Genomic DNA, 20,892 nt, shown 5'->3' with positions numbered 1-20,892 from the left:
TCTAGCCTCTCCTCTGAATAGGGGCGCCCTGATTGCCCATGCCGGCGGCAGCCTTGAGCGCGCCGGCGAGATCGGCAAAAGCGTCGAGCGAGTCGCGATCGCCCGGAGACTGCTTCAGAACGTCGTAAATAATCGGCACCTGCTTGATCGCCATGTCGAGATCGGGATCAGCACCCTGACGGTAGCCGCCGATCATGCGCAGGTCGCGCGTCTCTTCGAAACGATGGATCAGCACCTTCAGCCGCGATACCAGCTTTTCCTGATCCGGCGTCCAGGCCTTGCGGGCAAGACGCGAGATCGAGGCGAGCGGATCGATCGGCGGATACCGCCCTTCTTCGGCGAGACTGCGCTGCAGGACGATATGTCCATCGAGGATGCCGCGGGTCGAATCGGCGATCGGGTCATTGTGATTGTCGCCGTCGACGAGGATCGAGATGATCGCGGTGATGGTGCCGGCTCCCTCGGGACCGGGACCGGCGCGCTCCAGGAGGCGCGGCAGCTCGGTGAAAACGGAGGCGGGATAACCGCGCGCGATCGGCGGCTCGCCGGAGGCGGTCGCCACCTCGCGGATCGCATGGGCGAAACGCGTGACGCTATCGACGATGAAGAGGACGTTCTCGCCTTTGTCGCGGAAATGCTCGGCGATGGTGACCGCCGTCAGCGGCGCCATTTTGCGCAGCATCGGGCTCTCGTCGCTGGTGGCGACGACGGCGATCGCCTTCTTCATATTGCTGCCGAGCGTATCCTCGATGAATTCGCGCACTTCGCGGCCACGTTCGCCGACGAGCGCAATGACAACCTTGTCGAAGGCATCGGCGCGGGCGAGCATGGACAGAAGCGTCGACTTGCCGACGCCGGAACCGGCGAAGATGCCGAGGCGCTGGCCGAGGCAGAGCGGCGAGAAGATGTCGATCGCGCGCACGCCGGTCTTGAAGCCGGTCTCGACACGCTTGCGGGTCATCGAGGGCGGCGCGGTATTGGAGATCGAGCGGCGATCAAGGCCCTCGGTGATCGGGCCCAGCCCGTCGATCGGCTCGCAGAGCGAGTTGACGGTGCGCCCGCACCAGCTGTCCGTCGGTGAAATGCGGAAGGCGCCCTTGCGGATGACGGTATCGTGGATACCGATCGGTTCGCCGGGTTCGATCGGGCAGACATAGATCAGTTCCGGCTCGACGCGCACGACCTCGCCGAGATGGATGCCGGTGGCCGATTTATGGGCCACGAACTCGCCGAGACGAACATGGCGGGAGAGACCGTGAACCGTGTAGTGGCCGGCAGCGATGGTCTGCACGCGGCCGCCATGGGCAACCGCGAACTCCGGCGATGCGTATCGGTCGACGAGGTCGGACAGATGCGCCAGCTTCGGAGAAAGGCCGTCTACTGATAGTAGCGTGGTGCTCATGCTTCAAATCCCGCCCTAAAATACGTCGCGTGCAGCTTGCTGCATGCGACGTATTTTGGATCTTTGTTCTTGTGCATGTCGTTCCCCCAAAACCGCCGGACACTTTTGGGCGACATGCATTAGCGGCTGCCTCCAAGCGTCTGAACGGCTTCCTTGAAAGAATCCTCGCTGTCGCGCATCAGTGAAGAGACGCTTTCGAAGGCGCGGTTGACTTCGATCAGCTGGGTGATCTCGCGCATGGCGTTGACGTTGGAGTTTTCGAGATAACCCTGCTCGACACCGACATTGAAGCGGTCGACGACGGCGCGGGGCTGGTCGGTGGTCATGATGCCACTGTTTTCGTAGCGCAGGTAACCCTTGCTGACATCGGCCTCGAACAGGCCGAGCGAGCCGATCTGGCGGCCGCCCTGATAGATGATGCCGTCGGTGCCGACGGCCGGCTCGCCGCCTGTCGTGTTGAGCTGGATCGGTGCGCCGCCGGCGTCCAGAACCGGGTATCCGCGGATCGAGACGAGTTCGCCGGTATCCTTGATCGTAAAGCGGCCGTCCCGCGTCAGTACCTGGCCGGCCGGCGTGTCGAGCGCAAACCAGGCATCACCCTTGATGGCGAAATCGAGCATGTTGCCGGTGTGCTGCAACTCGCCATTTCCCTCGTTCAGGTAGTCGTTGCCCTGGGAAACGAAGGCGACCTTGGTGTTCAGCTTGTTCTTGGTGGCTGCCACCATCTCATCGAACTTCACCTCGGTGGCGCGAAAACCGGTCGTGTTCACGTTCGCCATGTTGTCCGCGATGGTGGTCAGACGCTTTTCGAGGGCCATCTGCGACGACAGAGAAACATAAAGACCGGATTGCATGTCGGTAAGCTCCAAGCATTGGCGATGAACGGAACGAAAAGCCGGGCGTCGTCTTATGTGGTTCGGCCGGGATTTCGCTGAGGCGGCATCTCAGAAACGGGTACTCGCACCCATTCGTCCCCTTTAGACTGACGGCAGATGCTTGCGCGAAGCTGGCACGCGGAAATGCCTCGCGAACGGGCCTTTCATCAGCCTCACGCAAGGCAGAAACCCTATCGGTCTCAATGAAAAGCAACGTTCAGATTGGGCTGACGATGAACATCATTATCGGATTTATAGTGACTTGCGGCTGTGTCATCGGCAGCTTCATGGCGATGGGCGGCGACGTGAACGCTCTGTTCCAGCCCTTCGAATTCGTCATCATCGGTGGCGCCGGTCTCGGCAGCTTCATCATGGCGAACCCGATGAAGGTGGTGAAGGATTCCGGCAAGGCGCTCGGCGAAGCCTTCAAGCATGCCGTGCCGAAGGAACGTAACTATCTCGATACGCTCGGCGTGCTCTATTCGCTGATGCGCGACCTGCGCACCAAGTCGCGAAACGAAATCGAAGCCCATATCGACAATCCGGCCGAATCGACGATTTTCCAATCGGCTCCGACCGTTCTGAAGAACAAGGAACTGACGGCGTTCATCTGCGACTACGTGCGCCTGATCATCATCGGCAACGCCCGCAGCCACGAGATCGAGGCGCTGATGGATGAAGAGCTCAACACCATCATGCACGACAAGATGAAGCCCTACCACGCGATCCAGATCATGGGCGATTCCTTCCCGGCGATCGGTATCGTCGCGGCCGTTCTCGGCGTCATCAAGGCGATGGCTCACATCAACGATTCGCCTGAAGTACTCGGTCACCTGATCGGCTCGGCGCTCGTCGGCACCTTCCTCGGCATTCTCTTGTCCTACTGCGTCTGCTCGCCGCTGGTCTCCCAGATCAAGGTCGTGCGCAACAAGCAGCACCGCCTCTACGTCATCGTCAAGCAGACGCTGCTTGCCTATATGAACGGCTCGGTACCGCAGGTCGCTCTCGAATACGGTCGCAAGACGATCTCGGCTTACGAGCGTCCGTCCATCGATGCGGTCGAGCAGGAAATGATGAACCCAGGCGGCGAAAACAAGGCGGCTTAAATGACTATGAGCAATGCTTCGCACGACAAACCGGCAATGGATCCTGCCCTCCTCGCCAAGCTGACAGGCGGGCTTGGCGACAGAGGCAGGGTCGCCAAGATCTGCAGCTCCTTCGGGGAAATCTACAGCGAATTCTTTCCCGACGTCATCAAAAGCGAGACCGGCCTCGACGTGACGGTCAACTATCTCGGCTGCGAGATCGGCTACAAGAACCACCTCATCGAAGACCTGAGCGCGAACGTCACACTCGTCGACGCGACGCTGCGCAACTGGTCGCAGAACATTACGCTTGCCTGCGGCAACGGCTTCGTCATCACGCTGATGGAGCATCTGCTCGGCGCCACAGCCGATACGATCGAGGAACCGGCCGACCGACTGCTGTCGATCATCGAGCTCGATCTGGCGGTGATGGTCTTCGACAAGATCGCCAAGGTGCTGCGTTCGGCCGTCAACGCGCCGGGCGGTTTCGAACCGAGCCTTTCGGCCCCGTACGCCCATGACATGCGCGCCCGGCCGCAGGAGGATCGTCCGGATGAATTCGCGGCCGCCATCAACATGTCGATCACGCTTGCCGGCATCGTTTCGGAATTTTCGTTGATCGTTCCGCAGACGGCACTGCTCAAGACCAAGGTGACGCCGCCGAAGCCGAAACGCCAGGCCAGCAGCAACTCAGCTGAATGGACCGAACAGCTCGGCGACCAGGTCCGCCGCTCACATGTCACGCTCGAGGCCAAGATCAGGCTGCAGGACCTGACGCTGCGCACGATATCGAAGCTGATGGTCGGCGACGTCATTCCGTTCCGCGACCACGGCGAGGTGCGCGTCGAGGTCAGCGCCAACAGCAAGGAATTGTATGTGTGCGAGTTCGGGCGTTCAGGCGAAAACTACATGGTCCGCGTCAAGGATACGATGAACTCGGATGACGAACTCATCCGTCATTTAATGAATTAATCGGTTCTCTGGCTTTTGGGCTGCAAAGGCAGTTTGAGGCAAGTTTCAACTGGAATAGTGATTTCATGGCTACGAAGAAAACACAGCAGAACAGCGACCTCTCCCTGGATCTTCCGGGCAGCGAAGCCGATCTCGATCAGGCGATCGACGATCTGCGCGGCGTGCTGAAGCAGGATGCCGATGGCGACCTGTCGCAGTTTGGCGACGACCTGCAGAGCGACCCCTTCGCAGCAGGAACGGACCTGGCCGCCTTTGGCGGCGAGACTTCGGAAACCCCGTTTGGCAGCGACGATTTCGGGGGCGACTTCGGCGGCGGCGATGCCAACCCGGCGGCGGGCATGGATTTCGGCAGCAGCCCCTCCTTCGAGGCGTCGCCGGCCCCGCTCGGCAGCGCGTTGAATTCCAACTTCGATCTGATCATGGACATCCCGATCGACGTCCAGATCATGCTCGGCACCAGCCGCATGCAGGTCTCCGGCCTGATGAACCTCAATGAAGGGGCGACGATCGCCCTCGACAGGAAGATCGGTGAACCGGTCGAGATCATGGTGAATGGCCGCAGGATTGCCCGCGGCGAAATTACGGTGCTTGATAACGACGACACACGATTCGGTGTGAAACTGATTGAAGTTTTGAGTACGAAAAAAGCCTGATCCCTGTGTGGGACGGAGAGGTTAGACCATGATGGACTTTGACGATTTCGGCGGCGCACTAGCCGGGAAACCGTTGACCCAGGCTGAAAAGGCGGCGGCTGTTCTTCTCGCTATGGGAAAGGGCGTCGCCGGCCGGCTGTTGAAATATTTCACCCAGGCCGAACTGCAGACCATTATCTCATCCGCCCAGTCGCTGCGCGCTATTCCGCCGGACGAGCTGCTGTTGCTCGTCTCCGAGTTCGAAGACCTCTTCACCGAGGGCGCCGGACTGATGGACAACGCCAAGGCGATCGAGGCCATTCTTGAAGAAGGCCTGACGCCCGACGAGGTCGACAGCCTGCTCGGCCGCCGCACCGCATTCCAGGCCTACGAAACCTCGATCTGGGATCGCCTCAGCGAGGCGGAGCCGACGTTCGTCGCGCAGTTCCTGCTGCGCGAACATCCGCAGACCGTCGCCTATATTCTTTCGATGATGCCCTCCGCCTTCGGCGCCAAGGTGCTGCTGCAGCTTCCCGACAACCGCCGCGCCGACATCATGAACAGAACGGTCAACATGAAGGCGGTCAGCCCGAAGGCTGCGCAGATCATCGAGAACCAGGTCATGACGCTGCTTGCCGAAGTCGAGGCAGAGCGCAATGCGGCCGGCTCGACGAAGGTCGCCGATCTCATGAACGAGCTCGACAAGCCGCAGGTCGACACGCTGCTCAGCTCGCTCGAATCGATCAGCCGCGAGTCGGTCAACAAGGTTCGCCCGAAGATCTTCCTGTTCGAGGACCTCATGTACATGCCGCAGCGCAGCCGCGTCATGCTGCTCAACGACATCTCGACGGACGTGCTCACCGTTGCGCTGCGCGGGTCGCCCCCCGAGATCCGCGAATCGGTTCTCTCCGCCATCAGCCCACGTCAGCGCCGCATGATCGAATCGGATCTGCAGAGCGGCATGGGCGGCGTCAATCCGCGCGAGATCGCGATTGCCCGCCGCGCCGTGGCGCAGGAAGCGATTCGGCTGGCCAGTTCCGGCCAGATCGAGCTCAAGGAAAAGGAAGGCGACGCTTCGGCGGCCGCCTAACACGTCGAGACTGTTGACAAATCCGGCATGCCGAAAGGCGGCTGTTGATCGCCGTGCCACAGACGACTACCCTTCCAGCAACAGTCCGCGCTCTAAAGCGCGTCGCATAGAACTCGGTTCCTGCGACGCGCTTTAGGTCTTTGTTCTGATGCATGTCATTATCCCAAAACCGCTGCACGTTTTTGGGCGACAAGCATTAGCTGCGGCCTATTTCTTTGAAGAGGGCCGCGACTTGGCAGACGATGACAAGGACAGCAAAACAGAAGCCCCAACCGCGAAAAAGCAAAGCGATGCCGCGGAAAAGGGCAACGTGCCGTCTTCGCGCGAACTGTCGATCTTTGCGACCATCCTCGCCACCTTCATCTATCTGGTGTTCTTCCTTCCAGAAAGTGTCGGGCGCATGACTGAAATGCTGCGCGACATCTTCGAGCAGCCCGACCAGTGGAAGATCGAGACGGGACCGGATGTCCTGGCGCTGTTCGTCCGGATCGGCTGGGCAAGTGCGGCGCTGGTGGCACCCGCCTTCATCCTGTTCATGGTGTTCGGCGTCGCCTCCTCCGTCTTTCAGAATCTGCCGACGCCGGTGCTCGAACGCATCCGCCCGCAGGTCTCGCGGATTTCGCCGATCAAAGGCTGGTCACGGCTCTTCAGCGTGCCCGGCCTGGTCGAATTCGGAAAGTCGCTGTTCAAGGTGGTCGTCGTCGGGGTGATCCTGTTCTTCGTGCTCAGGAGCGAATATTTCGGCTCGATCGACGCGATGTTCTCCGATCCGCAGACGATCCTGGTGCGAATGATGGCGGCGATGCGCAAGATCATCATCGTCATGCTGATCGCCACGGCTATCGTGGCGATCGCCGATCTTTTCTGGACGCGCCATCACTGGTTTACCGAGCTGAAGATGACACGGCACGAGGTGAAGGAAGAAAACAAGCAGGCGCAGGGCGACCCCTTCGTCAAGAGCCGGCAGCGCTCGCTGATGCGCGACCGGGCGCGCCGGCGCATGATCGCCAACGTGGACCGCGCGACGCTGGTGATTGCAAATCCGACGCATTATGCGGTGGCGCTGCGTTACGCGCGCGAAGAGAACGACGCGCCGGTGGTGCTGGCCAAGGGTCAGGACCTGATTGCGCTCAAAATCAGGGAGATTGCCGAGAAGAACGGCATACCGGTGTTCGAAGATCCGCCCCTTGCGCGCTCCATGTTTGCGCAAGTCTCGATCGATAGTGTCATCCCGTCAGTCTTCTATAAGGCGGTAGCGGAGCTCATCCACCGGGTCTACGCTGCGGACGCCAAGAACAAACGGGTCAGATAAGCCGAATGAAAAAATGCCCCCACTCTACCCAGCGTGAAAAGATCCTCGCAGACGCGATCAGCCCGGTCGCCACTGAACTGCGCCTTCTGGATGCTTCTGACCTTATTTCACTGCTGCGCTTCGAGTATTACGGCAATCTTTCCGATCTCGTCGCTTCGGCGGCGGAGCTTTTCTTTCATCCAGGCACGGTGAATTTCGGCCTGGGCGGCAATTATACTCTGGAGTGGGGCGGCAAGCCCGAAGTCGTTCTCGATCTGGAAATCAAGCCGCGCGGCGTCACCGTCTACGCACAGCTCACCCTTGCCGAAGATCACGCCGGCATCGAGATCAGCCATATCGCTTTCCAGGAGCCTTCGGCCGATCCGGACGAAAACACCATCTTCCTCAAAAAGAGCCTTCGGGAAGCGCGTTATAGCGTCAACCAGCCGCCGCAGGCGCTGGCCGGCTGACTTTCTTCCATGCACACTTTTGCGCGACATGCTCTCGCGCGTCTGAAAAGACGCGCGGCGCTGCAAGCGACAACGCGTGGGTTCAGCTGATATAACCAAGCCGGATCGCCTTGGCGATCGCCTGGATGCGATTGACGGAATCGAGCTTGATGGTCGCCGAGCCGAGATAGGCGTTCACCGTGTGCACCGACAGGCCGAGCTTGTCGGCAATCTCTTCGCTGATGCGGCCGTCGCCGGCAAGCTGCAGACAGGCGATCTCGCGTTCGCTGAGCGCCTCGGCGGCAGCCGTGCGGCGTTCGTCGAGCGAGAGCAGATCCATCATGATATGGCAGCAGCGACCGTGCAGCTCGACGATGGTATCGCTCGAAGGATCGATCTCATCGCCGGTGAAAAGGATGAAACCATTGCCGACGGCGCCGAGCCGCACTGGAAAGGCAAGTCCGGAGAAGGGCAGAATACCGTCCTGCAGTCGCGTCATGAACGGCGAGAAGTCTGCCGGACCGGGTGCCGCACGGTCGTAACCGCCGGCCCATGAGAGCGGCAGCAGCGACTTGTCGATATGATCGAGAAGAATATCGCCGTAGGCATCCGTGAAGGCCTTGCCGAAACCGGCATTGGAAGAACCCCAGTTCTCAAGCTCGCAGACAAGCCTCTGCTTTGCCGGAAGGCCCGAGCCGCTGACGCGGAAGATCGCGAAACCTTGCGCATCGGCGAGCTTCTGCATCGCGATCAGCCGCGGGAAAAGATCGGACCGGCTGGAAATCCTGTTCACACGCACCGTGCGCAGCTGCTCGGCGCTGCTCATCGTCCTGCCTGCTGGATAGCCCATAGATCCCCCTATACGAGATTATTGCGGACGGCGAAGGCAATGGCCTCGGACCGCGTCTTGGTCGCCGTCTTGCGCATCACGCTGGTGATGTAGTTGTTGATGGTATTGCGAGAGATACCGAGGATCATCGCGATCTCGTCGCTGGTCTTGCCTTCGGCGATCCAGAACAGGCATTCCAACTCGCGGTCGGTCAATTCGAAATCGCGATCGACCTTCGTACCACCGCAGCGCAGGAAGCTCGCGACATAACCTGCAAGCAGGCCTACGTCCCGCAGGCGCTCCGGCGAAAGGATGAACCCCTCGCCGAACAGGAACATCAAGGCCAGCCGCGACCGGCCGACATTGAAGGTCACCGAACAATATTGACGGCTGGCGCCATCCGGAACCTCGGCACTGTCAGGCAGAAGAGCAAAATTCGGCTGGAAAACCTGCATGCATTTTTCCAGCTCCGTCGACCGGGCATAGCCGCGAACCAGATCATTGGCGATGTCCCTGACCAGATCGAAAGGCCAGTCCGACGAAACGATGAAATCGAGGCCACTTTCCTGAAGAAGATCGCAGCGCGCCAGAAGGTAGTGCGAAGCACCCACGTAGTCCGTCAGAGCGCGCAAACCAGACTGCAACCTGCCAGTGCTGGCGACACCGTGGAGGCGCTGGAGCAGCTCATCGCGCGGCAACAGATCCGGCACCACCGCATTCGCGAAATTCGCCATATGCCTCTCGCCTTTGCTCGCCTGAATTACATTCATATCCATTGGCAATGTCCTGCGGCTGAGAAACGATCGAACTCGGTGCAACAGCAATTTTTCTGCAAGGGATTCAATTCAAGTCCCGCTCGAATCCCATTTCGAATCACCCAAGGGTAAGCCAGCCGATGCAAATCACCATCTCCGACTTCTAGGGATTTACTTTCGCTGTCGCCAATGCACTGATTCGACCGCTCGTTCCAGCCTTCAAGATATAGGGAGGCTAAGGTGATTCTGGCGGTATCGCAACTTGCTTCGCGTTTTACGCGAGTCCATCTCATCATATCGCCCTACAGCCGCATTTCAGTGGTCGGGTCTTTCGCATTTCCAGTCACGGCTTTTCAGCAAACAGCGGTTAGGGATCCAGCTTCGGTACCGACATGAAAAAAGGCCGGTTGCCCGGCCTTTCCTTTACGCTGCTTCGTCGATCGCCCATTTCCTGAGGATTTTCGCGGCGCGTTCCTCGTTGATCTCGACCATACGGGAAAGCTTGCGTTCCGGGCCTTCCTTGACGCGGCGATTGAAGTTTCCATCGTCGTCGCCGAGGCTGAGCAGGTCCTCGGTACTGTCGAAGCCGAAGTCGGACCCGAAGCCGTCCATGAGAGCGCCGCCGGGTGCTCCCGATGAAGGCGCGAAGTCCGGAAGCTCGAGGCCGGCCGCTTCCGGCGTCGCGTCGCCGAAAGCCGCGGAGCTGCCGTTGCCGTTGATGCTGCGCACCAGGGGCCGCAGGCCCATCCAGACCACCACGAAGGCGACCGCGACAAAGGCGAGCGAGTTGATGATGCCGGCAAGGTTGCGGCTCAGCATGTCCATGACGCGGACGCCGCCGGTGGCGTCTTCGAGCAACTGGTTCTCGAGGAAGTCCATGGCCGTCACGGTGACGATGTCGCCGCGCTTGGCGTCGATGCCGGCCGCCGAAGCGACGATCTTCTGCATTTCGGCAAGATAGGCGTCGACCTTGGTCTGATCGGCGGGCTCGCCGACCATCTTGGCGATGCGGCCCTTATTGACCACCACGGCGATCGAAAGCTTTTCGACCTTGTAGCTGCTGCGGGTCGTCGCCGTCGTCTTGCTGTTGATTTCGTAGTTGGTCTGCTCTTCGCGCTTGTCCGACTTGTCCTGCGATTCAGGCCCGGCGGCACCGCCGGCCTCGGGAGCCGCCTGCGGAATGTTCTGCTCGACTGTCGTCGCGCTATCGGACTGCTTCTGCTGCGACTGCTGGGCTTCCTTCGTCGAGCGGACCGAACGTTCGACCTTGGATTCGGGATCGTAGGTCGTTTCCTGGATCTGCTGGGCGTCGGTGTTGAGATCGGCGGTGACGCTGGAGCGGAAGTTGTCCATGCCGAGGAAGGGTGCCAGCGCCTTGTCGATGTTGGATTCGACTTCCTGCTGAACGTTCTGGACGATGTTGAGCGAGCGGTTCAGCGAGCTGTTGCTCGCCTCGTCGCCGGAAGCGAGCAGCTGGCCGGCGGAATCGAGGATGGTCACGTCATCGACGTCAAGCCCCGGCACAGCCGAGGCGACGAGGTGGCGGATCGAGGTCGCCGCGCTGCGCCCGGTGGTGGCGCTTGCGCGAATCATGACGGATGCGGTCGGCTTTTGCTCCGCCTTCCGGAAGTTTCCAACCTCCGGCATGACGATATGGACGCGCGCGGCTGTTATACCCGAGATCGACTGGATGGTGCGGGCGATTTCGCCTTCCAGCGCTCGAACCCGCGTTACCTCCTGCATGAAGGAGGTCAGGCCGAGGGAGCCGACATTGTCGAAGAGTTCATAACCGGCATTGGCGCTGTTCGGCAGGCCGCGCTCGGCAAGCATCAGGCGGGCCTTGCCCGTCATCCCCGCGGGAACGCTGATGCTGGAGCCATCCGTGCCGACCTGGAAATTGATGTTGGCTTCGGCAAGCGCCATGCTGATCTGGTTGAGATCCGGCGAGTCCAGACCGACATAGAGCGTTTCCTGTGCCGGCTTGTTGACGAAAAGGGCGGCCGCAAGGACGATTGCAATGGAAACGGCACCGACGCCTCCAAGAATCATCAGGCGTGTTCGGCCCAAGGCGCCGAAGTTCTTAAAGATCTGAACTAATTGATTTAACAGATTCATTCTGTTCTCGCACGATCCGTCAAAGACAAAGCAGGCTTATTGCCTCATCAGACGAATAGTCGGCGAAACTTGTGCGAGCGTTTCGTGAGAGCGTGCGGGAGTGAAAAGGGCTAAAGTAATTCCGGCCAAACTGCCCAGCGGTTTTGCGTCCGGAATTGCGCAAGAACAAGGAGAGAGCGTTTCCGTGACTCGGAGAAAAACGGAGACGTTCTAGGCTCCAAACCCAATCAAGCCATTGATCAAAATGGATCGCTGTGATTCATTATGATGACAATGGGAGTTTTGATGATGGCAGGAGAGTTCTGGCTTGATGATCAGCAGTGGGCGGTGATTGCGCCCCTACTTCCCACGAACCAACCCGGTGCTCATCGCACTGACGACCGTCGAGTGATTAGTGGAATCATCCATGTCCTGCGATCGGGTTGCCGATGGCAGGATTGTCCCACTTGCTACGGGCCTTCAACAACCATCTACAATCGCTTCCATCGCTGGTCTGCGAAAGGAATATGGCGGCGGCTGTTTGAAGCTCTGGCGCAAACAACCGATCGGGATCTTCATATGATCGACAGCACCACCGCCAAAGCCCACCGATCAGCCGCTGGCGGAAAAGGGGGGCGGATGCCGAGGCAATCGGCCGCTCGCGAGGCGGCAGATCGACAAAAATCCATGCTGTTGTCGATGGTTGCGGCCGTCCAATCGCGCTGCGAATAACGCCCGGGCAGCGCGGCGACGCACCCGTTGCCGTTCCGCTGCTCACGCCCTTGCCTGCGAGCCGCCTGTGTGCCGCAGACACCGCTTATGACAGCGACACATTACGCGACTTCCTCACCGCCCGCGGCACGCAGCCGGTCATTCCCAACAATCCTACTCGAAAGCGCATACAGCCCTTCGACCCCATTGCCTACAAGCGCAGGAATATTATTGAACGCACCTTCTGCCGCCTGAAGGATTGGAGGCGCATCGCAACACGATACGACAAGCTCATGATCAACTTCGAGGCAACTTGCTACATCGCTGCTCTCGTCATTTGGTGGGCATGATTGAGTCTGGAGCCTAATGCATGCCGCCCAAAAGTGTGCAGCGGTTTTGGGACAACGGCATGCATAAAACAAAGACTTAAGCGCGTCACATGATTCCGATTCGACGCGACGCGCTTTAGCGCATTGGAGCGAAAGGGCGAATTGCCACGCGCCTGACAATATGCAACCTTCCCTGACTGCGGCAGGAGCCGGCAAAAAGGGGATCATGCATGTTTCTGCTTCTTGCATTGCTGATTGGTGTCATTGCCGGGCTTCGCGCCATGACGGCGCCCGCCGCCGTCGCCTGGGGCGCGGCGCTTGGCTGGTTCGATGTCTCGCAGACGCCGCTTGCCATCATGGGTTACCAATGGACGCCGTGGATCTTCACGCTTCTCGCCATCGTTGAACTGATCACCGACCAGCTGCCATCCACACCGTCGCGCAAGGTGCCGGTGCAATTCGGCGCTCGCATCGTCACAGGCGCGCTGGCCGGTGCCACGATCGGTGCCGCCAGCAGCCTGCTCTTCGGCGGGCTGATCGCCGGCGTGATCGGCGCCGTCATCGGCACATATGGTGGCGCCGCCGTTCGCAGCAGGCTTGCCGCCTCCTTCGGCAAGGATCTGCCGGCCGCTCTCATCGAGGATGCCGTCGCCGTCATCGGCGCGGTGCTGATCGTGGGGGCTGTCGCATGAAAAGCTTCGACGCCATCGTTATCGGCGCCGGCCAGGCCGGCCCGTTTCTTGCCGCCAGGATGGTCGAAAAGGGCATGAAGGTGGCGCTGATCGAGCGCAAATTCCTCGGCGGCACCTGCGTCAATGCCGGCTGCATGCCGACGAAGACACTGGTCGCCAGCGCCCGCGCCGCCCATGTCGCAAGAAACGGCGCCGTTTACGGCGTCAATCTCCCGGGCGAGATCGCCATCGACATGACGGTGGTCAGGGCGCGCGCCGAAACGGTGACCATGAACGCCCGCAACGGCCTGATCGGCTGGTTCGCCGGCATGGATGGCATGACCGTGATCTATGGCCATGCCCGTTTCGAGGACCCGAAGACCGTCAGCGTCAACGGCGAGACGCTGACCGCACCGCGCATCTTCCTCAATGTCGGCGCGCGGCCGGTCATCCCCGAGCTATCAGGCGTCAACGATATCGACTATCTCACCAGCACTTCGATCATCCATCTCGACACGCTGCCGCGGCATCTGGCCGTCATCGGCGGCAGCTATATCGGGCTGGAATTCGCGCAGATGTATCGCCGCTTCGGCGCCGAAGTCAGCATCATCGAGCATGGCCCGAAGCTCGCGTCGCGCGAGGACGAGGATATATCGGACGCGATCGCCGATGTCCTGCGCTCGGAGGGCATCGACATTCATACCGGCGTCAGCGACATCGCCTTCGCTAGGAGCAGCGACGGAATAACGGTCGCCACCGATTCAGCGAGGATCGATGCGAGCCATGTGCTGATCGCCACCGGCCGCAAGCCGAACACCGACGATCTCGGCCTCGATGCCGCCGGCGTCATCACCGACGGACGCGGCTTCATTACCGTCGACGACAGGCTTGCCACCAATGTCGACGGCATCTGGGCGCTCGGCGATTGTAACGGCCACGGCGCTTTCACCCACACTTCCTACAATGATTTCGAGATCGCCGCCGCCAATCTGCTCGACGGCGACGACCGCAAGGTCTCGAGCCGCATTCCGGCCTATGCGCTTTATATCGACCCGCCGCTTGGCCGTGTCGGCATGACGGAGAAGCAGGCGCGCGCCTCGGGACGCAAGATCATGATCTCGACCCGGCCGATGAGCCGCGTCGGCCGCGCCAACGAGCGCGGCGAGACCAAAGGCTTCATGAAGGTGATCGCCGACGCCGAAACCAAAAAAATCCTCGGTGCGGCGATCCTCGGCATCGAGGGCGACGAGGTGATCCACGGTATCATAGACGCGATGAATGCAGGAACGACCTATCCCGCATTGCAATGGTCGGTGCCGATCCATCCGACGGTGTCGGAGCTGATCCCGACGCTGCTTGGGGATTTGAAGCCGGTTTAGCTGTAGAAACCCCGGGCCGAGGACAGCCGCGTGTCTATCGAACTGCTGATCGAGCACTACGGCCTGTTGGCGATATTTCTGGGTGCAGCCTTCGAAGGCGAAACAGCCGCCTTCCTCGGCGGCGTCATTTCCCACCGCGGGCTGCTGACCTATTGGTCGGCGTCGCTTGCAGCAACGGCGGGATCCTTCGCCGGCGATCAGTTCTGGTTCTTCGCCGGCCGTTATGCCGCTCGATGGGGTCTCGTCCGCCGGCTGATGGAAAGACCGGCGCTGGCGCGCGCCACCCGGCTTCTGGAAAGATATCCGACCGGCTTCATCCTTGCATTTCGTTTCCTAGTGGGATTGCGGACGATCAGCCCGATCGTCATCGGGACAACACGAATAGCGACCGGGAAATTCATTATCCTGAATGCCGCGGCCGCGTTGGTATGGGGGCAGCTTTTCACGGCGCTTGGCTATCTATTCGGGCACGGCCTTGAACAGACATTGGGCCACCTTCCGCTTCACCGCCATCTGCTGATCGCAGTCGGAGCCGCGGCTGTCGTCGCAGCCGCAGCTCTGGCCTTTCGCAAGATGAAACTGAGTGCCAAGCACTCATAAGAGCAGACTTGCTCTACTCCATCACGATCTGCAGCTTCACGTCGCTCGGCCGGGCCTCGACGGCGCGATCGAACGCCTTGATCGATTCTTCGAATGTGAAGGTCTCGGAAATCAGCGGCTTCAGATCCACGCGTCCCGAGCCGAGCAGCGCGATCGACCGCTCATACTGGTGCGCGTAGCGGAACACAGTTTCGATGCGGATTTCCTTGGTGGATGCCGTCGAGACGTCGAAGCCGATCGGGTTGACCGGCAGGCCGACGACGACGATGACGCCGCCCGGGCGCGGCAGCGCCATGATCGTCTCCCAGGCCTTCGGCGAACCGGAGCATTCGAAGACGACATCGGCGCCCCAGCCGTCGGTCAGCCGGCCGACCTCTTCGGCCAGGTTCTTCTCGCGGATATTCACCGGAATGACGCCCTGGTATTGTGCTGCAATATCGAGCTTCGGCTGGGCAAGATCGGCGACGATCGCGCGGGCGCAGCCGCCGGCAAGCGCCGCGATCGCCACCATCGTACCGATCGGCCCGGCGCCGAGGACGACGGCAGTATCACCAGGCGTAATCTTCGCCTTGGTGGCCGCTTGCATGCCGACGGCGAAAGGCTCGACCATGGCGCCTTCGGCAAAGCTGACATTGTCGGGTAGCTTGAAGGTGTAATTGGCGGGATGCACGACCTCTGGCGTCAGCACGCCATGGATCGGCGGGGTCGCCCAGAAGGTGACGGCCGGGTCGATATTGTACATGCCGAGCCGGCTTGCTTTGGAGTTTGGATCGGGAATGCCGGGCTCCATGCAGACGCGGTCGCCGACTTTCAGATGCGTGACGCCGGCGCCGACCTCGACCACCGTGCCAGCCGCCTCATGGCCGAGCACCATCGGCGCGTTGACGACGAAGGGGCCAATCTTGCCGTGGGTGTAATAATGCACGTCCGAACCGCAGACGCCGACCGTGTGGATCCTGATCTTCACCTCGCCGGGGCCGGTTTCGAGCGGCAGATCGATATCGCGGAGCGCAAGCTCATGCTGGCGCTCGAGGACAAGCGCGCGGACTTTGGTCATCGTCGGTTTCCTTCCCTGGTGGCTTGCCCATGACTCCATCGGGCAGCGTCGAAGCCGACTATAAAGCCCGAAGCCTTCCCAATTCAACCAGATTGAAAAGGCTTTTGCTCAACAAATGATAAAATGCTCAAGCAGATCTGCCGGAGGATATAGCACCGGCAGCGGCCCGCCCGAAAACGGCGCCAGCCTGGTCCGACGGCGAGCGGCCCCGCAAGGGCATTTATAAGATTTTTATATAGATGGCCCGTCGTCCGTCTCGAACCTTTATGCGCTTCGGCTCCATATTGATGGCCGAGAGATCGAAAAGATCATCTCCACGCCAGAAAGCATGAAAGGCGACCTCCCAGCGCCCTTTGTCTTGTCTGACTCCAACAAGAACAACAGGAGTCACGATCATGATGGATATCATTCTACTCGGCACCGCGATCATATTCTTCGCGCTGTGCTTTGCCTACACCCGAGCCTGCGACAGGCTTTGACAGGAGAACCGACGATGACCCTCGATTATGTCTTGAGCGGTGCCGTGACCGTGTTTCTCACCGTTTACCTCACCTACGCTCTCCTTCGCCCAGAACGCTTTTGAAGAGAACTGGCGCTTCCGGGGTCACGCATGCGCGACCGAGAAGCAGCCGGGTATTGAAAGTTACCTCAAATGACCCTCAACGGATGGCTTCAGATCCTGCTTTACTGCGGGATCGTCCTCGTGCTCGTCAAACCGCTCGGCGGCTACATGACGCGTGTCTACAATGGCGAGCGCACATTCCTCTCCCCAGTCCTCGTTCCGATCGAACGGGGGCTTTACCGTATTGCCGGCACCAGCGAGCGCGAGGAGCAGCATTGGACTTCCTATGCCTTCGCGATGCTGACGTTCAACCTGCTCGGCGTCCTCGTCCTCTACGCGCTCCTGCGCTTCCAGGATATCCTGCCCTATAATCCGGCCGGCATGGCCGCCGTCCCGCCGGAGCTTTCGTTCAACACCGCCGTCAGCTTTCCCACCAACACCAACTGGCAGAATTACGGCGGCGAAAGCACCATGTCGTATCTGACCCAGATGGCCGGCTTCACGGTGCAGAACTTCCTGTCGGCCGCGACCGGCATGGCGATCGCTGTCGCCTTTATCCGTGCCTTCGCACGGGCGTCGGGCAAGGCGATCGGCAATTTCTGGGTCGATATGATCCGCGGCACGTTCTACATCCTGCTGCCGATCTGCATCGTGCTGACGATCGTCTACGTCTATCTCGGCGTGCCGCAGACACTTGGGCCCTATGTCAATGCGACCACGCTCGAAGGCGCGCAGCAGACGATTGCCGTCGGCCCCGTCGCCTCGCAGCTTGCGATCAAGATGCTCGGCACCAATGGCGGCGGCTTCTTCAACGCCAATTCGGCCCATCCGTTCGAAAATCCCGACGCGATCTCCAATCTCATCCAGATGGTCTCGATCTTCGCGATCGGCGCGGCTTTGACCAACGTCTTCGGCCGCATGGTCGGCAACCAGCGCCAGGGCTGGGCGATCCTTGCCACGATGGGCGTGCTGTTCCTAACAGGCGTCATCGTCACCTATTGGGCGGAAGCTGCCGGCAACCCGCTGATGCACGCTTTCGGTCTCGGCGGCGGCAATATGGAAGGCAAGGAAGTCCGCTTCGGCGTTGCCATGTCTTCGCTCTTCGCCGTCATTACCACGGCCGCCTCCTGCGGCGCGGTCAATGCCATGCATGGCAGCTTCACCGCGCTTGGCGGCCTGATCCCGCTGATCAACATGCAGCTCGGCGAGATCATCGTCGGCGGTGTCGGCGCGGGCTTCTACGGCATCCTGCTGTTCATCATCGTCGCCGTCTTCGTCGCCGGCCTGATGGTCGGCCGCACGCCGGAATATCTCGGCAAGAAGATCGAGGCGAAGGAAATGAAGATGGCCGTTCTCGCCATCCTCTGCCTGCCGCTCGCCATGCTGGTCTTCACCGCAATCGCCACGGTGCTGCCTTCCGCCGTCGCCTCGATCGGCACCGCGGGTCCGCACGGCTTCTCCGAAATTCTCTATGCCTACACGTCGGCGGCAGCCAACAACGGCTCGGCTTTCGGCGGCCTGACGGGCAATACGCCCTGGTACAACATCACGCTCGGCATCGGCATGCTCGCCGGCCGCTTCCTGGTCATCATCCCGGCCCTTGCCATCGCCGGCTCGCTGATCGCAAAGAAGACGGTTCCGGCCTCGGCAGGCACCTTCCCGACCGACGGTCCGCTCTTCGTCGGCCTGCTTGTCGGTACGATCCTGATCGTCGGCGGCCTGACCTTCTTCCCGGCCTTGGCGCTCGGCCCTGTCGTCGAGCACCTGGTCATGATCGCCGGCCAGACCTTCTGAGGTGATGTCATGATCCTCCGTCACAGGCTTCGCAACGCCTTCCACCCTCGTCCCGGTGCGCCGGGACGAGGGAATGGCCGGACGACCCGCGCCTCCGACATCATCCTGGTGATGATGGCAGGCCTCCTCGTCATCGCCGCCATCTTCAAAATCTTACAGGGCTGACCGGCTTCCGGTTCGCCATCCTCGTTTCAAAGCTGGAGTCTCTTATGAGCCAGGCAAAATCCGCGAGCGTCATGGATTCTCGCATCCTCATTCCGGCCGTGGGGGCCGCTTTCAAGAAGCTCAACCCCCGCGCGCTTGCCAGAAACCCGGTCATGTTTGTCGTGGCCACGGTCTCGGTGCTGACCACCATCCTCTTCCTGCGCGATCTGGTGGCGGGCAACGGCAATCTCGGCTTCTCGTTCCAGATCAATCTCTGGCTCTGGTTCACCGTGCTGTTTGCCAATTTCGCCGAAGCCGTCGCCGAAGGCCGCGGCAAGGCGCAGGCGGATTCGCTGCGCAAGGCACGCACCGAAACCCAGGCCAAACTGCTCACCGCCAACAATGGCAGCGGCTATCGCATGGTGCCGGGCACCAGCCTCAAGGTTGGCGATCTCGTGCTGGTCGAGGCCGGTGACATCATCCCGTCGGACGGCGAAGTCATCGAAGGTGTGGCCTCCGTCAACGAAGCGGCGATAACAGGCGAATCCGCCCCAGTCATCCGCGAATCCGGCGGCGACCGCTCGGCCGTCACCGGCGGCACGCAGGTGCTGTCCGACTGGATCCGCGTTCGCATCACCGCCGCTGCCGGCTCGACCTTCATCGACCGGATGATTGCGCTCGTCGAAGGCGCGGAGCGCCAGAAGACGCCGAACGAGATCGCGCTCAACATCCTGCTCGCCGGCATGACGCTGATCTTCGTGCTTGCGACCGCGACGATCCCGAGCTTTGCCATCTATGCCGGCGGCTCGATCCCGATCATCGTGCTCGTCGCCCTCTTCGTCACCCTGATCCCGACGACGATCGGCGCGCTGCTCTCGGCGATCGGCATCGCCGGCATGGACCGCCTCGTCCGCTTCAACGTGCTCGCCATGTCCGGCCGCGCCGTCGAGGCCGCCGGTGACGTCGACACGCTGCTGCTCGACAAGACGGGCACGATCACCCTCGGCAATCGCCAGGCGACGACCTTCCGCCCGGTTCGCGGCGTGTCCGAACAGGATCTCGCCGATGCCGCCCAGCTCGCCTCGCTTGCCGACGAAACGCCGGAAGGTCGTTCCATCGTCGTGCTCGCCAAGGAGAAATATGCGATCCGCGGCCGCGACATGGCAAGCCTGAAAGCAACCTTCGTGCCCTTCACCGCCCAGACCCGCATGAGCGGCGTCGATCTCGAAGGCGCCTCGATCCGCAAGGGTGCGGTCGATGCCGTGCTGACCTATGTCAACGGCGATTCATCCTCGAAAAACGGCAGCGAGGTCGTGCGCGAACTGCAGTCGATCGCCGACGAGGTCGCCAAATCAGGTGGCACGCCGCTGGCCGTCGCCCGCGACGGCAAGCTGCTCGGCGTCATCCAGCTGAAGGACATCGTCAAGGGCGGCATTCGCGAGCGCTTCACCGAGCTGCGTCGCATGGGCATCCGCACGGTGATGATAACCGGCGACAACCCACTGACGGCAGCCGCCATCGCCGCCGAGGCCGGCGTCGACGACTTCCTCGCCCAGGCAACGCCGGAAATGAAGCTGGCGCTGATGCGCGAGGAACAGTCGAGGGGCAAGCTCGTCGCCATGTGCGGCGACGGCACCAACGATGCGCCGGCGCTTGCCCAGGCCGATGTCGGCGTCGCCATGAACACCGGCACGGTCGCTGCCCGCGAGGCCGGCAACATGGTCGATCTCGATAGCGACCCGACGAAGCTCATCGAGATCGTCGAGATCGGCAAGCAGCTGTTGATGACGCGCGGCGCGCTGACGACGTTTTCGATCGCCAACGACATCGCCAAGTACTTCGCCATCATCCCGGCGATGTTCCTGACCTTCTACCCGCAGCTCGGCGTGCTGAACATCATGGGATTGTCGACGCCGCAAAGCGCCATCCTCTCGGCGATCATCTTCAATGCGCTGATCATCATCGCGCTGATCCCGCTGTCGTTGAAGGGTGTCCGCTACCGTCCGATCGGCGCCGGCGCGCTGCTGTCGCGCAATCTGCTGATCTATGGTGCCGGCGGCATCATCGTCCCCTTCATCGGCATCAAGGCGATCGACATGGCTGTCGCAGCCCTCGGCCTCGCCTAAGGCCTGGAGCCATCCCGGTTCCGAGAGGATCGGAACCGGAGCTCT

General features: G+C 61.1%; 20 protein-coding genes. 14 read left to right on the top strand and 6 right to left on the bottom strand.

What is annotated here, in order from left to right:
• Nucleotide 1: 1 nt before the first annotated feature.
• Both fliI and flgF read right to left on the bottom strand, forming a co-directional pair.
• Nucleotides 2–1,402: a flagellar protein export ATPase FliI gene (gene fliI, locus GR198_RS04065; protein ID WP_011650472.1), complete on the bottom strand. Its 1,401-nt coding sequence runs from the start codon at nucleotides 1,400–1,402 to the stop codon at nucleotides 2–4.
• 119 nt (nucleotides 1,403–1,521) lie between these two features.
• Nucleotides 1,522–2,256: a flagellar basal-body rod protein FlgF gene (gene flgF / locus GR198_RS04060; protein WP_029874043.1), complete on the bottom strand. Its 735-nt coding sequence runs from the start codon at nucleotides 2,254–2,256 to the stop codon at nucleotides 1,522–1,524.
• A 254-nt stretch (nucleotides 2,257–2,510) separates the two neighbouring features.
• Between flgF and motA the strand changes: the two genes are divergently transcribed.
• From motA to GR198_RS04030, 6 genes are all read left to right on the top strand, one after another.
• The gene (motA, locus tag GR198_RS04055) at nucleotides 2,511–3,383 is read left to right on the top strand and encodes a flagellar motor stator protein MotA (protein WP_011650470.1); all 873 of its coding nucleotides are present in this window, start codon (nucleotides 2,511–2,513) and stop codon (nucleotides 3,381–3,383) included.
• Nucleotides 3,384–4,334: a FliM/FliN family flagellar motor switch protein gene (locus tag GR198_RS04050; protein ID WP_164054091.1), complete on the top strand. Its 951-nt coding sequence runs from the start codon at nucleotides 3,384–3,386 to the stop codon at nucleotides 4,332–4,334.
• A 65-nt stretch (nucleotides 4,335–4,399) separates the two neighbouring features.
• Complete coding sequence (gene fliN, locus GR198_RS04045) at nucleotides 4,400–4,987, top strand: flagellar motor switch protein FliN (RefSeq protein ID WP_164067554.1); 588 nt, start codon at nucleotides 4,400–4,402, stop codon at nucleotides 4,985–4,987.
• A 28-nt stretch (nucleotides 4,988–5,015) separates the two neighbouring features.
• Nucleotides 5,016–6,056, top strand: a complete 1,041-nt coding sequence (fliG, locus tag GR198_RS04040; protein ID WP_164067552.1) for a flagellar motor switch protein FliG — start codon at nucleotides 5,016–5,018, stop codon at nucleotides 6,054–6,056.
• 232 nt (nucleotides 6,057–6,288) lie between these two features.
• A complete protein-coding gene (gene flhB / locus GR198_RS04035) occupies nucleotides 6,289–7,368 on the top strand; it encodes a flagellar biosynthesis protein FlhB (RefSeq protein WP_029874040.1) in 1,080 nt (359 codons plus the stop codon).
• Nucleotides 7,369–7,373: 5 nt separating this feature from the next.
• Nucleotides 7,374–7,817 (top strand): hypothetical protein, encoded by a 444-nt coding sequence (locus GR198_RS04030; RefSeq protein ID WP_017958982.1) that lies wholly within the window; start codon nucleotides 7,374–7,376, stop codon nucleotides 7,815–7,817.
• A gap of 82 nt (nucleotides 7,818–7,899) precedes the next feature.
• Here GR198_RS04030 and visR read toward each other — a convergent pair whose 3' ends face one another.
• The 3 genes from visR to fliF all read right to left on the bottom strand — a co-directional run bounded on the left by visR (nucleotide 7,900) and on the right by fliF (nucleotide 11,495).
• Nucleotides 7,900–8,646, bottom strand: coding sequence for a transcriptional regulator VisR (gene visR / locus GR198_RS04025; RefSeq protein WP_028740340.1), 747 nt, complete (start codon nucleotides 8,644–8,646; stop codon nucleotides 7,900–7,902).
• 8 nt (nucleotides 8,647–8,654) lie between these two features.
• A complete protein-coding gene (visN, locus tag GR198_RS04020) occupies nucleotides 8,655–9,401 on the bottom strand; it encodes a transcriptional regulator VisN (RefSeq protein ID WP_025393145.1) in 747 nt (248 codons plus the stop codon).
• A gap of 402 nt (nucleotides 9,402–9,803) precedes the next feature.
• A complete protein-coding gene (gene fliF, locus GR198_RS04015) occupies nucleotides 9,804–11,495 on the bottom strand; it encodes a flagellar basal-body MS-ring/collar protein FliF (protein WP_164067549.1) in 1,692 nt (563 codons plus the stop codon).
• Nucleotides 11,496–11,783: 288 nt separating this feature from the next.
• Here fliF and GR198_RS04010 point away from each other — a divergent pair.
• From GR198_RS04010 to GR198_RS03995, 4 genes are all read left to right on the top strand, one after another.
• A protein-coding gene (locus GR198_RS04010) for an IS5 family transposase (protein WP_094231186.1) occupies nucleotides 11,784–12,535 on the top strand; the annotation gives its coding sequence in 2 pieces (ribosomal slippage) (nucleotides 11,784–12,111 and nucleotides 12,111–12,535; 753 coding nt in all).
• Between the two features lie 209 nt (nucleotides 12,536–12,744).
• A complete protein-coding gene (locus GR198_RS04005) occupies nucleotides 12,745–13,206 on the top strand; it encodes a DUF4126 family protein (RefSeq protein ID WP_029874813.1) in 462 nt (153 codons plus the stop codon).
• On the top strand, nucleotides 13,203–14,564 hold the full coding sequence (locus GR198_RS04000; RefSeq protein WP_029874812.1) for an FAD-containing oxidoreductase: 1,362 nt from the start codon (nucleotides 13,203–13,205) through the stop codon (nucleotides 14,562–14,564). Before GR198_RS04005 ends, GR198_RS04000 begins: the two co-directional genes overlap by 4 nt.
• Nucleotides 14,565–14,594: 30 nt before the next feature.
• The gene (locus tag GR198_RS03995) at nucleotides 14,595–15,164 is read left to right on the top strand and encodes a DedA family protein (RefSeq protein WP_029874811.1); all 570 of its coding nucleotides are present in this window, start codon (nucleotides 14,595–14,597) and stop codon (nucleotides 15,162–15,164) included.
• 13 nt (nucleotides 15,165–15,177) lie between these two features.
• Here the strand turns inward: GR198_RS03995 and GR198_RS03990 are convergent, their stop codons facing one another.
• A complete protein-coding gene (locus GR198_RS03990; RefSeq protein WP_164067547.1) occupies nucleotides 15,178–16,221 on the bottom strand; it encodes an NAD(P)-dependent alcohol dehydrogenase in 1,044 nt (347 codons plus the stop codon).
• 493 nt (nucleotides 16,222–16,714) lie between these two features.
• Here GR198_RS03990 and GR198_RS03985 point away from each other — a divergent pair, with 493 nt between their 5' ends.
• The 4 genes from GR198_RS03985 to kdpB all read left to right on the top strand — a co-directional run bounded on the left by GR198_RS03985 (nucleotide 16,715) and on the right by kdpB (nucleotide 20,847).
• Nucleotides 16,715–16,804, top strand: coding sequence for a K(+)-transporting ATPase subunit F (locus tag GR198_RS03985; RefSeq protein ID WP_003547774.1), 90 nt, complete (start codon nucleotides 16,715–16,717; stop codon nucleotides 16,802–16,804).
• Between the two features lie 69 nt (nucleotides 16,805–16,873).
• Nucleotides 16,874–18,577 (top strand): potassium-transporting ATPase subunit KdpA, encoded by a 1,704-nt coding sequence (gene kdpA / locus GR198_RS03980; protein WP_029874808.1) that lies wholly within the window; start codon nucleotides 16,874–16,876, stop codon nucleotides 18,575–18,577.
• A gap of 9 nt (nucleotides 18,578–18,586) precedes the next feature.
• Nucleotides 18,587–18,742, top strand: a complete 156-nt coding sequence (locus GR198_RS35285) for a hypothetical protein (RefSeq protein WP_165422438.1) — start codon at nucleotides 18,587–18,589, stop codon at nucleotides 18,740–18,742.
• A 44-nt stretch (nucleotides 18,743–18,786) separates the two neighbouring features.
• Complete coding sequence (kdpB, locus tag GR198_RS03975; protein WP_164067545.1) at nucleotides 18,787–20,847, top strand: potassium-transporting ATPase subunit KdpB; 2,061 nt, start codon at nucleotides 18,787–18,789, stop codon at nucleotides 20,845–20,847.
• Nucleotides 20,848–20,892 lie beyond the last annotated feature (45 nt).

It is taken from the genome of Rhizobium leguminosarum (assembly GCF_010668065.1).
Lineage (GTDB): Bacteria > Pseudomonadota > Alphaproteobacteria > Rhizobiales > Rhizobiaceae > Rhizobium > Rhizobium leguminosarum_S.
Note: the sequence above shows the minus strand (reverse complement) of the source record. Positions and strands in the feature narration are given on the sequence as shown.

Excerpts from the sequence above, each read along its gene's own strand:
- GR198_RS04050 (WP_164054091.1), top strand. The coding sequence starts at position 3,384 with ATGACTATGAGCAATGCTTCGCACGACAAACCGGCAATGGATCCTGCC.
- GR198_RS03985 (WP_003547774.1), top strand. The coding sequence starts at position 16,715 with ATGACCCTCGATTATGTCTTGAGCGGTGCCGTGACCGTGTTTCTCACC.
- GR198_RS04030 (WP_017958982.1), top strand. The coding sequence starts at position 7,374 with ATGAAAAAATGCCCCCACTCTACCCAGCGTGAAAAGATCCTCGCAGAC.
- kdpB (WP_164067545.1), top strand. The coding sequence starts at position 18,787 with ATGAGCCAGGCAAAATCCGCGAGCGTCATGGATTCTCGCATCCTCATT.
- flgF (WP_029874043.1), bottom strand. The coding sequence starts at position 2,256 with ATGCAATCCGGTCTTTATGTTTCTCTGTCGTCGCAGATGGCCCTCGAA.
- motA (WP_011650470.1), top strand. The coding sequence starts at position 2,511 with ATGAACATCATTATCGGATTTATAGTGACTTGCGGCTGTGTCATCGGC.
- fliI (WP_011650472.1), bottom strand. The coding sequence starts at position 1,402 with ATGAGCACCACGCTACTATCAGTAGACGGCCTTTCTCCGAAGCTGGCG.
- GR198_RS04000 (WP_029874812.1), top strand. The coding sequence starts at position 13,203 with ATGAAAAGCTTCGACGCCATCGTTATCGGCGCCGGCCAGGCCGGCCCG.
- fliN (WP_164067554.1), top strand. The coding sequence starts at position 4,400 with ATGGCTACGAAGAAAACACAGCAGAACAGCGACCTCTCCCTGGATCTT.
- GR198_RS35285 (WP_165422438.1), top strand. The coding sequence starts at position 18,587 with ATGATCCTCCGTCACAGGCTTCGCAACGCCTTCCACCCTCGTCCCGGT.
- GR198_RS03990 (WP_164067547.1), bottom strand. The coding sequence starts at position 16,221 with ATGACCAAAGTCCGCGCGCTTGTCCTCGAGCGCCAGCATGAGCTTGCG.
- fliF (WP_164067549.1), bottom strand. The coding sequence starts at position 11,495 with ATGAATCTGTTAAATCAATTAGTTCAGATCTTTAAGAACTTCGGCGCC.
- visN (WP_025393145.1), bottom strand. The coding sequence starts at position 9,401 with ATGGATATGAATGTAATTCAGGCGAGCAAAGGCGAGAGGCATATGGCG.
- GR198_RS04005 (WP_029874813.1), top strand. The coding sequence starts at position 12,745 with ATGTTTCTGCTTCTTGCATTGCTGATTGGTGTCATTGCCGGGCTTCGC.
- fliG (WP_164067552.1), top strand. The coding sequence starts at position 5,016 with ATGATGGACTTTGACGATTTCGGCGGCGCACTAGCCGGGAAACCGTTG.
- kdpA (WP_029874808.1), top strand. The coding sequence starts at position 16,874 with ATGACCCTCAACGGATGGCTTCAGATCCTGCTTTACTGCGGGATCGTC.
- visR (WP_028740340.1), bottom strand. The coding sequence starts at position 8,646 with ATGGGCTATCCAGCAGGCAGGACGATGAGCAGCGCCGAGCAGCTGCGC.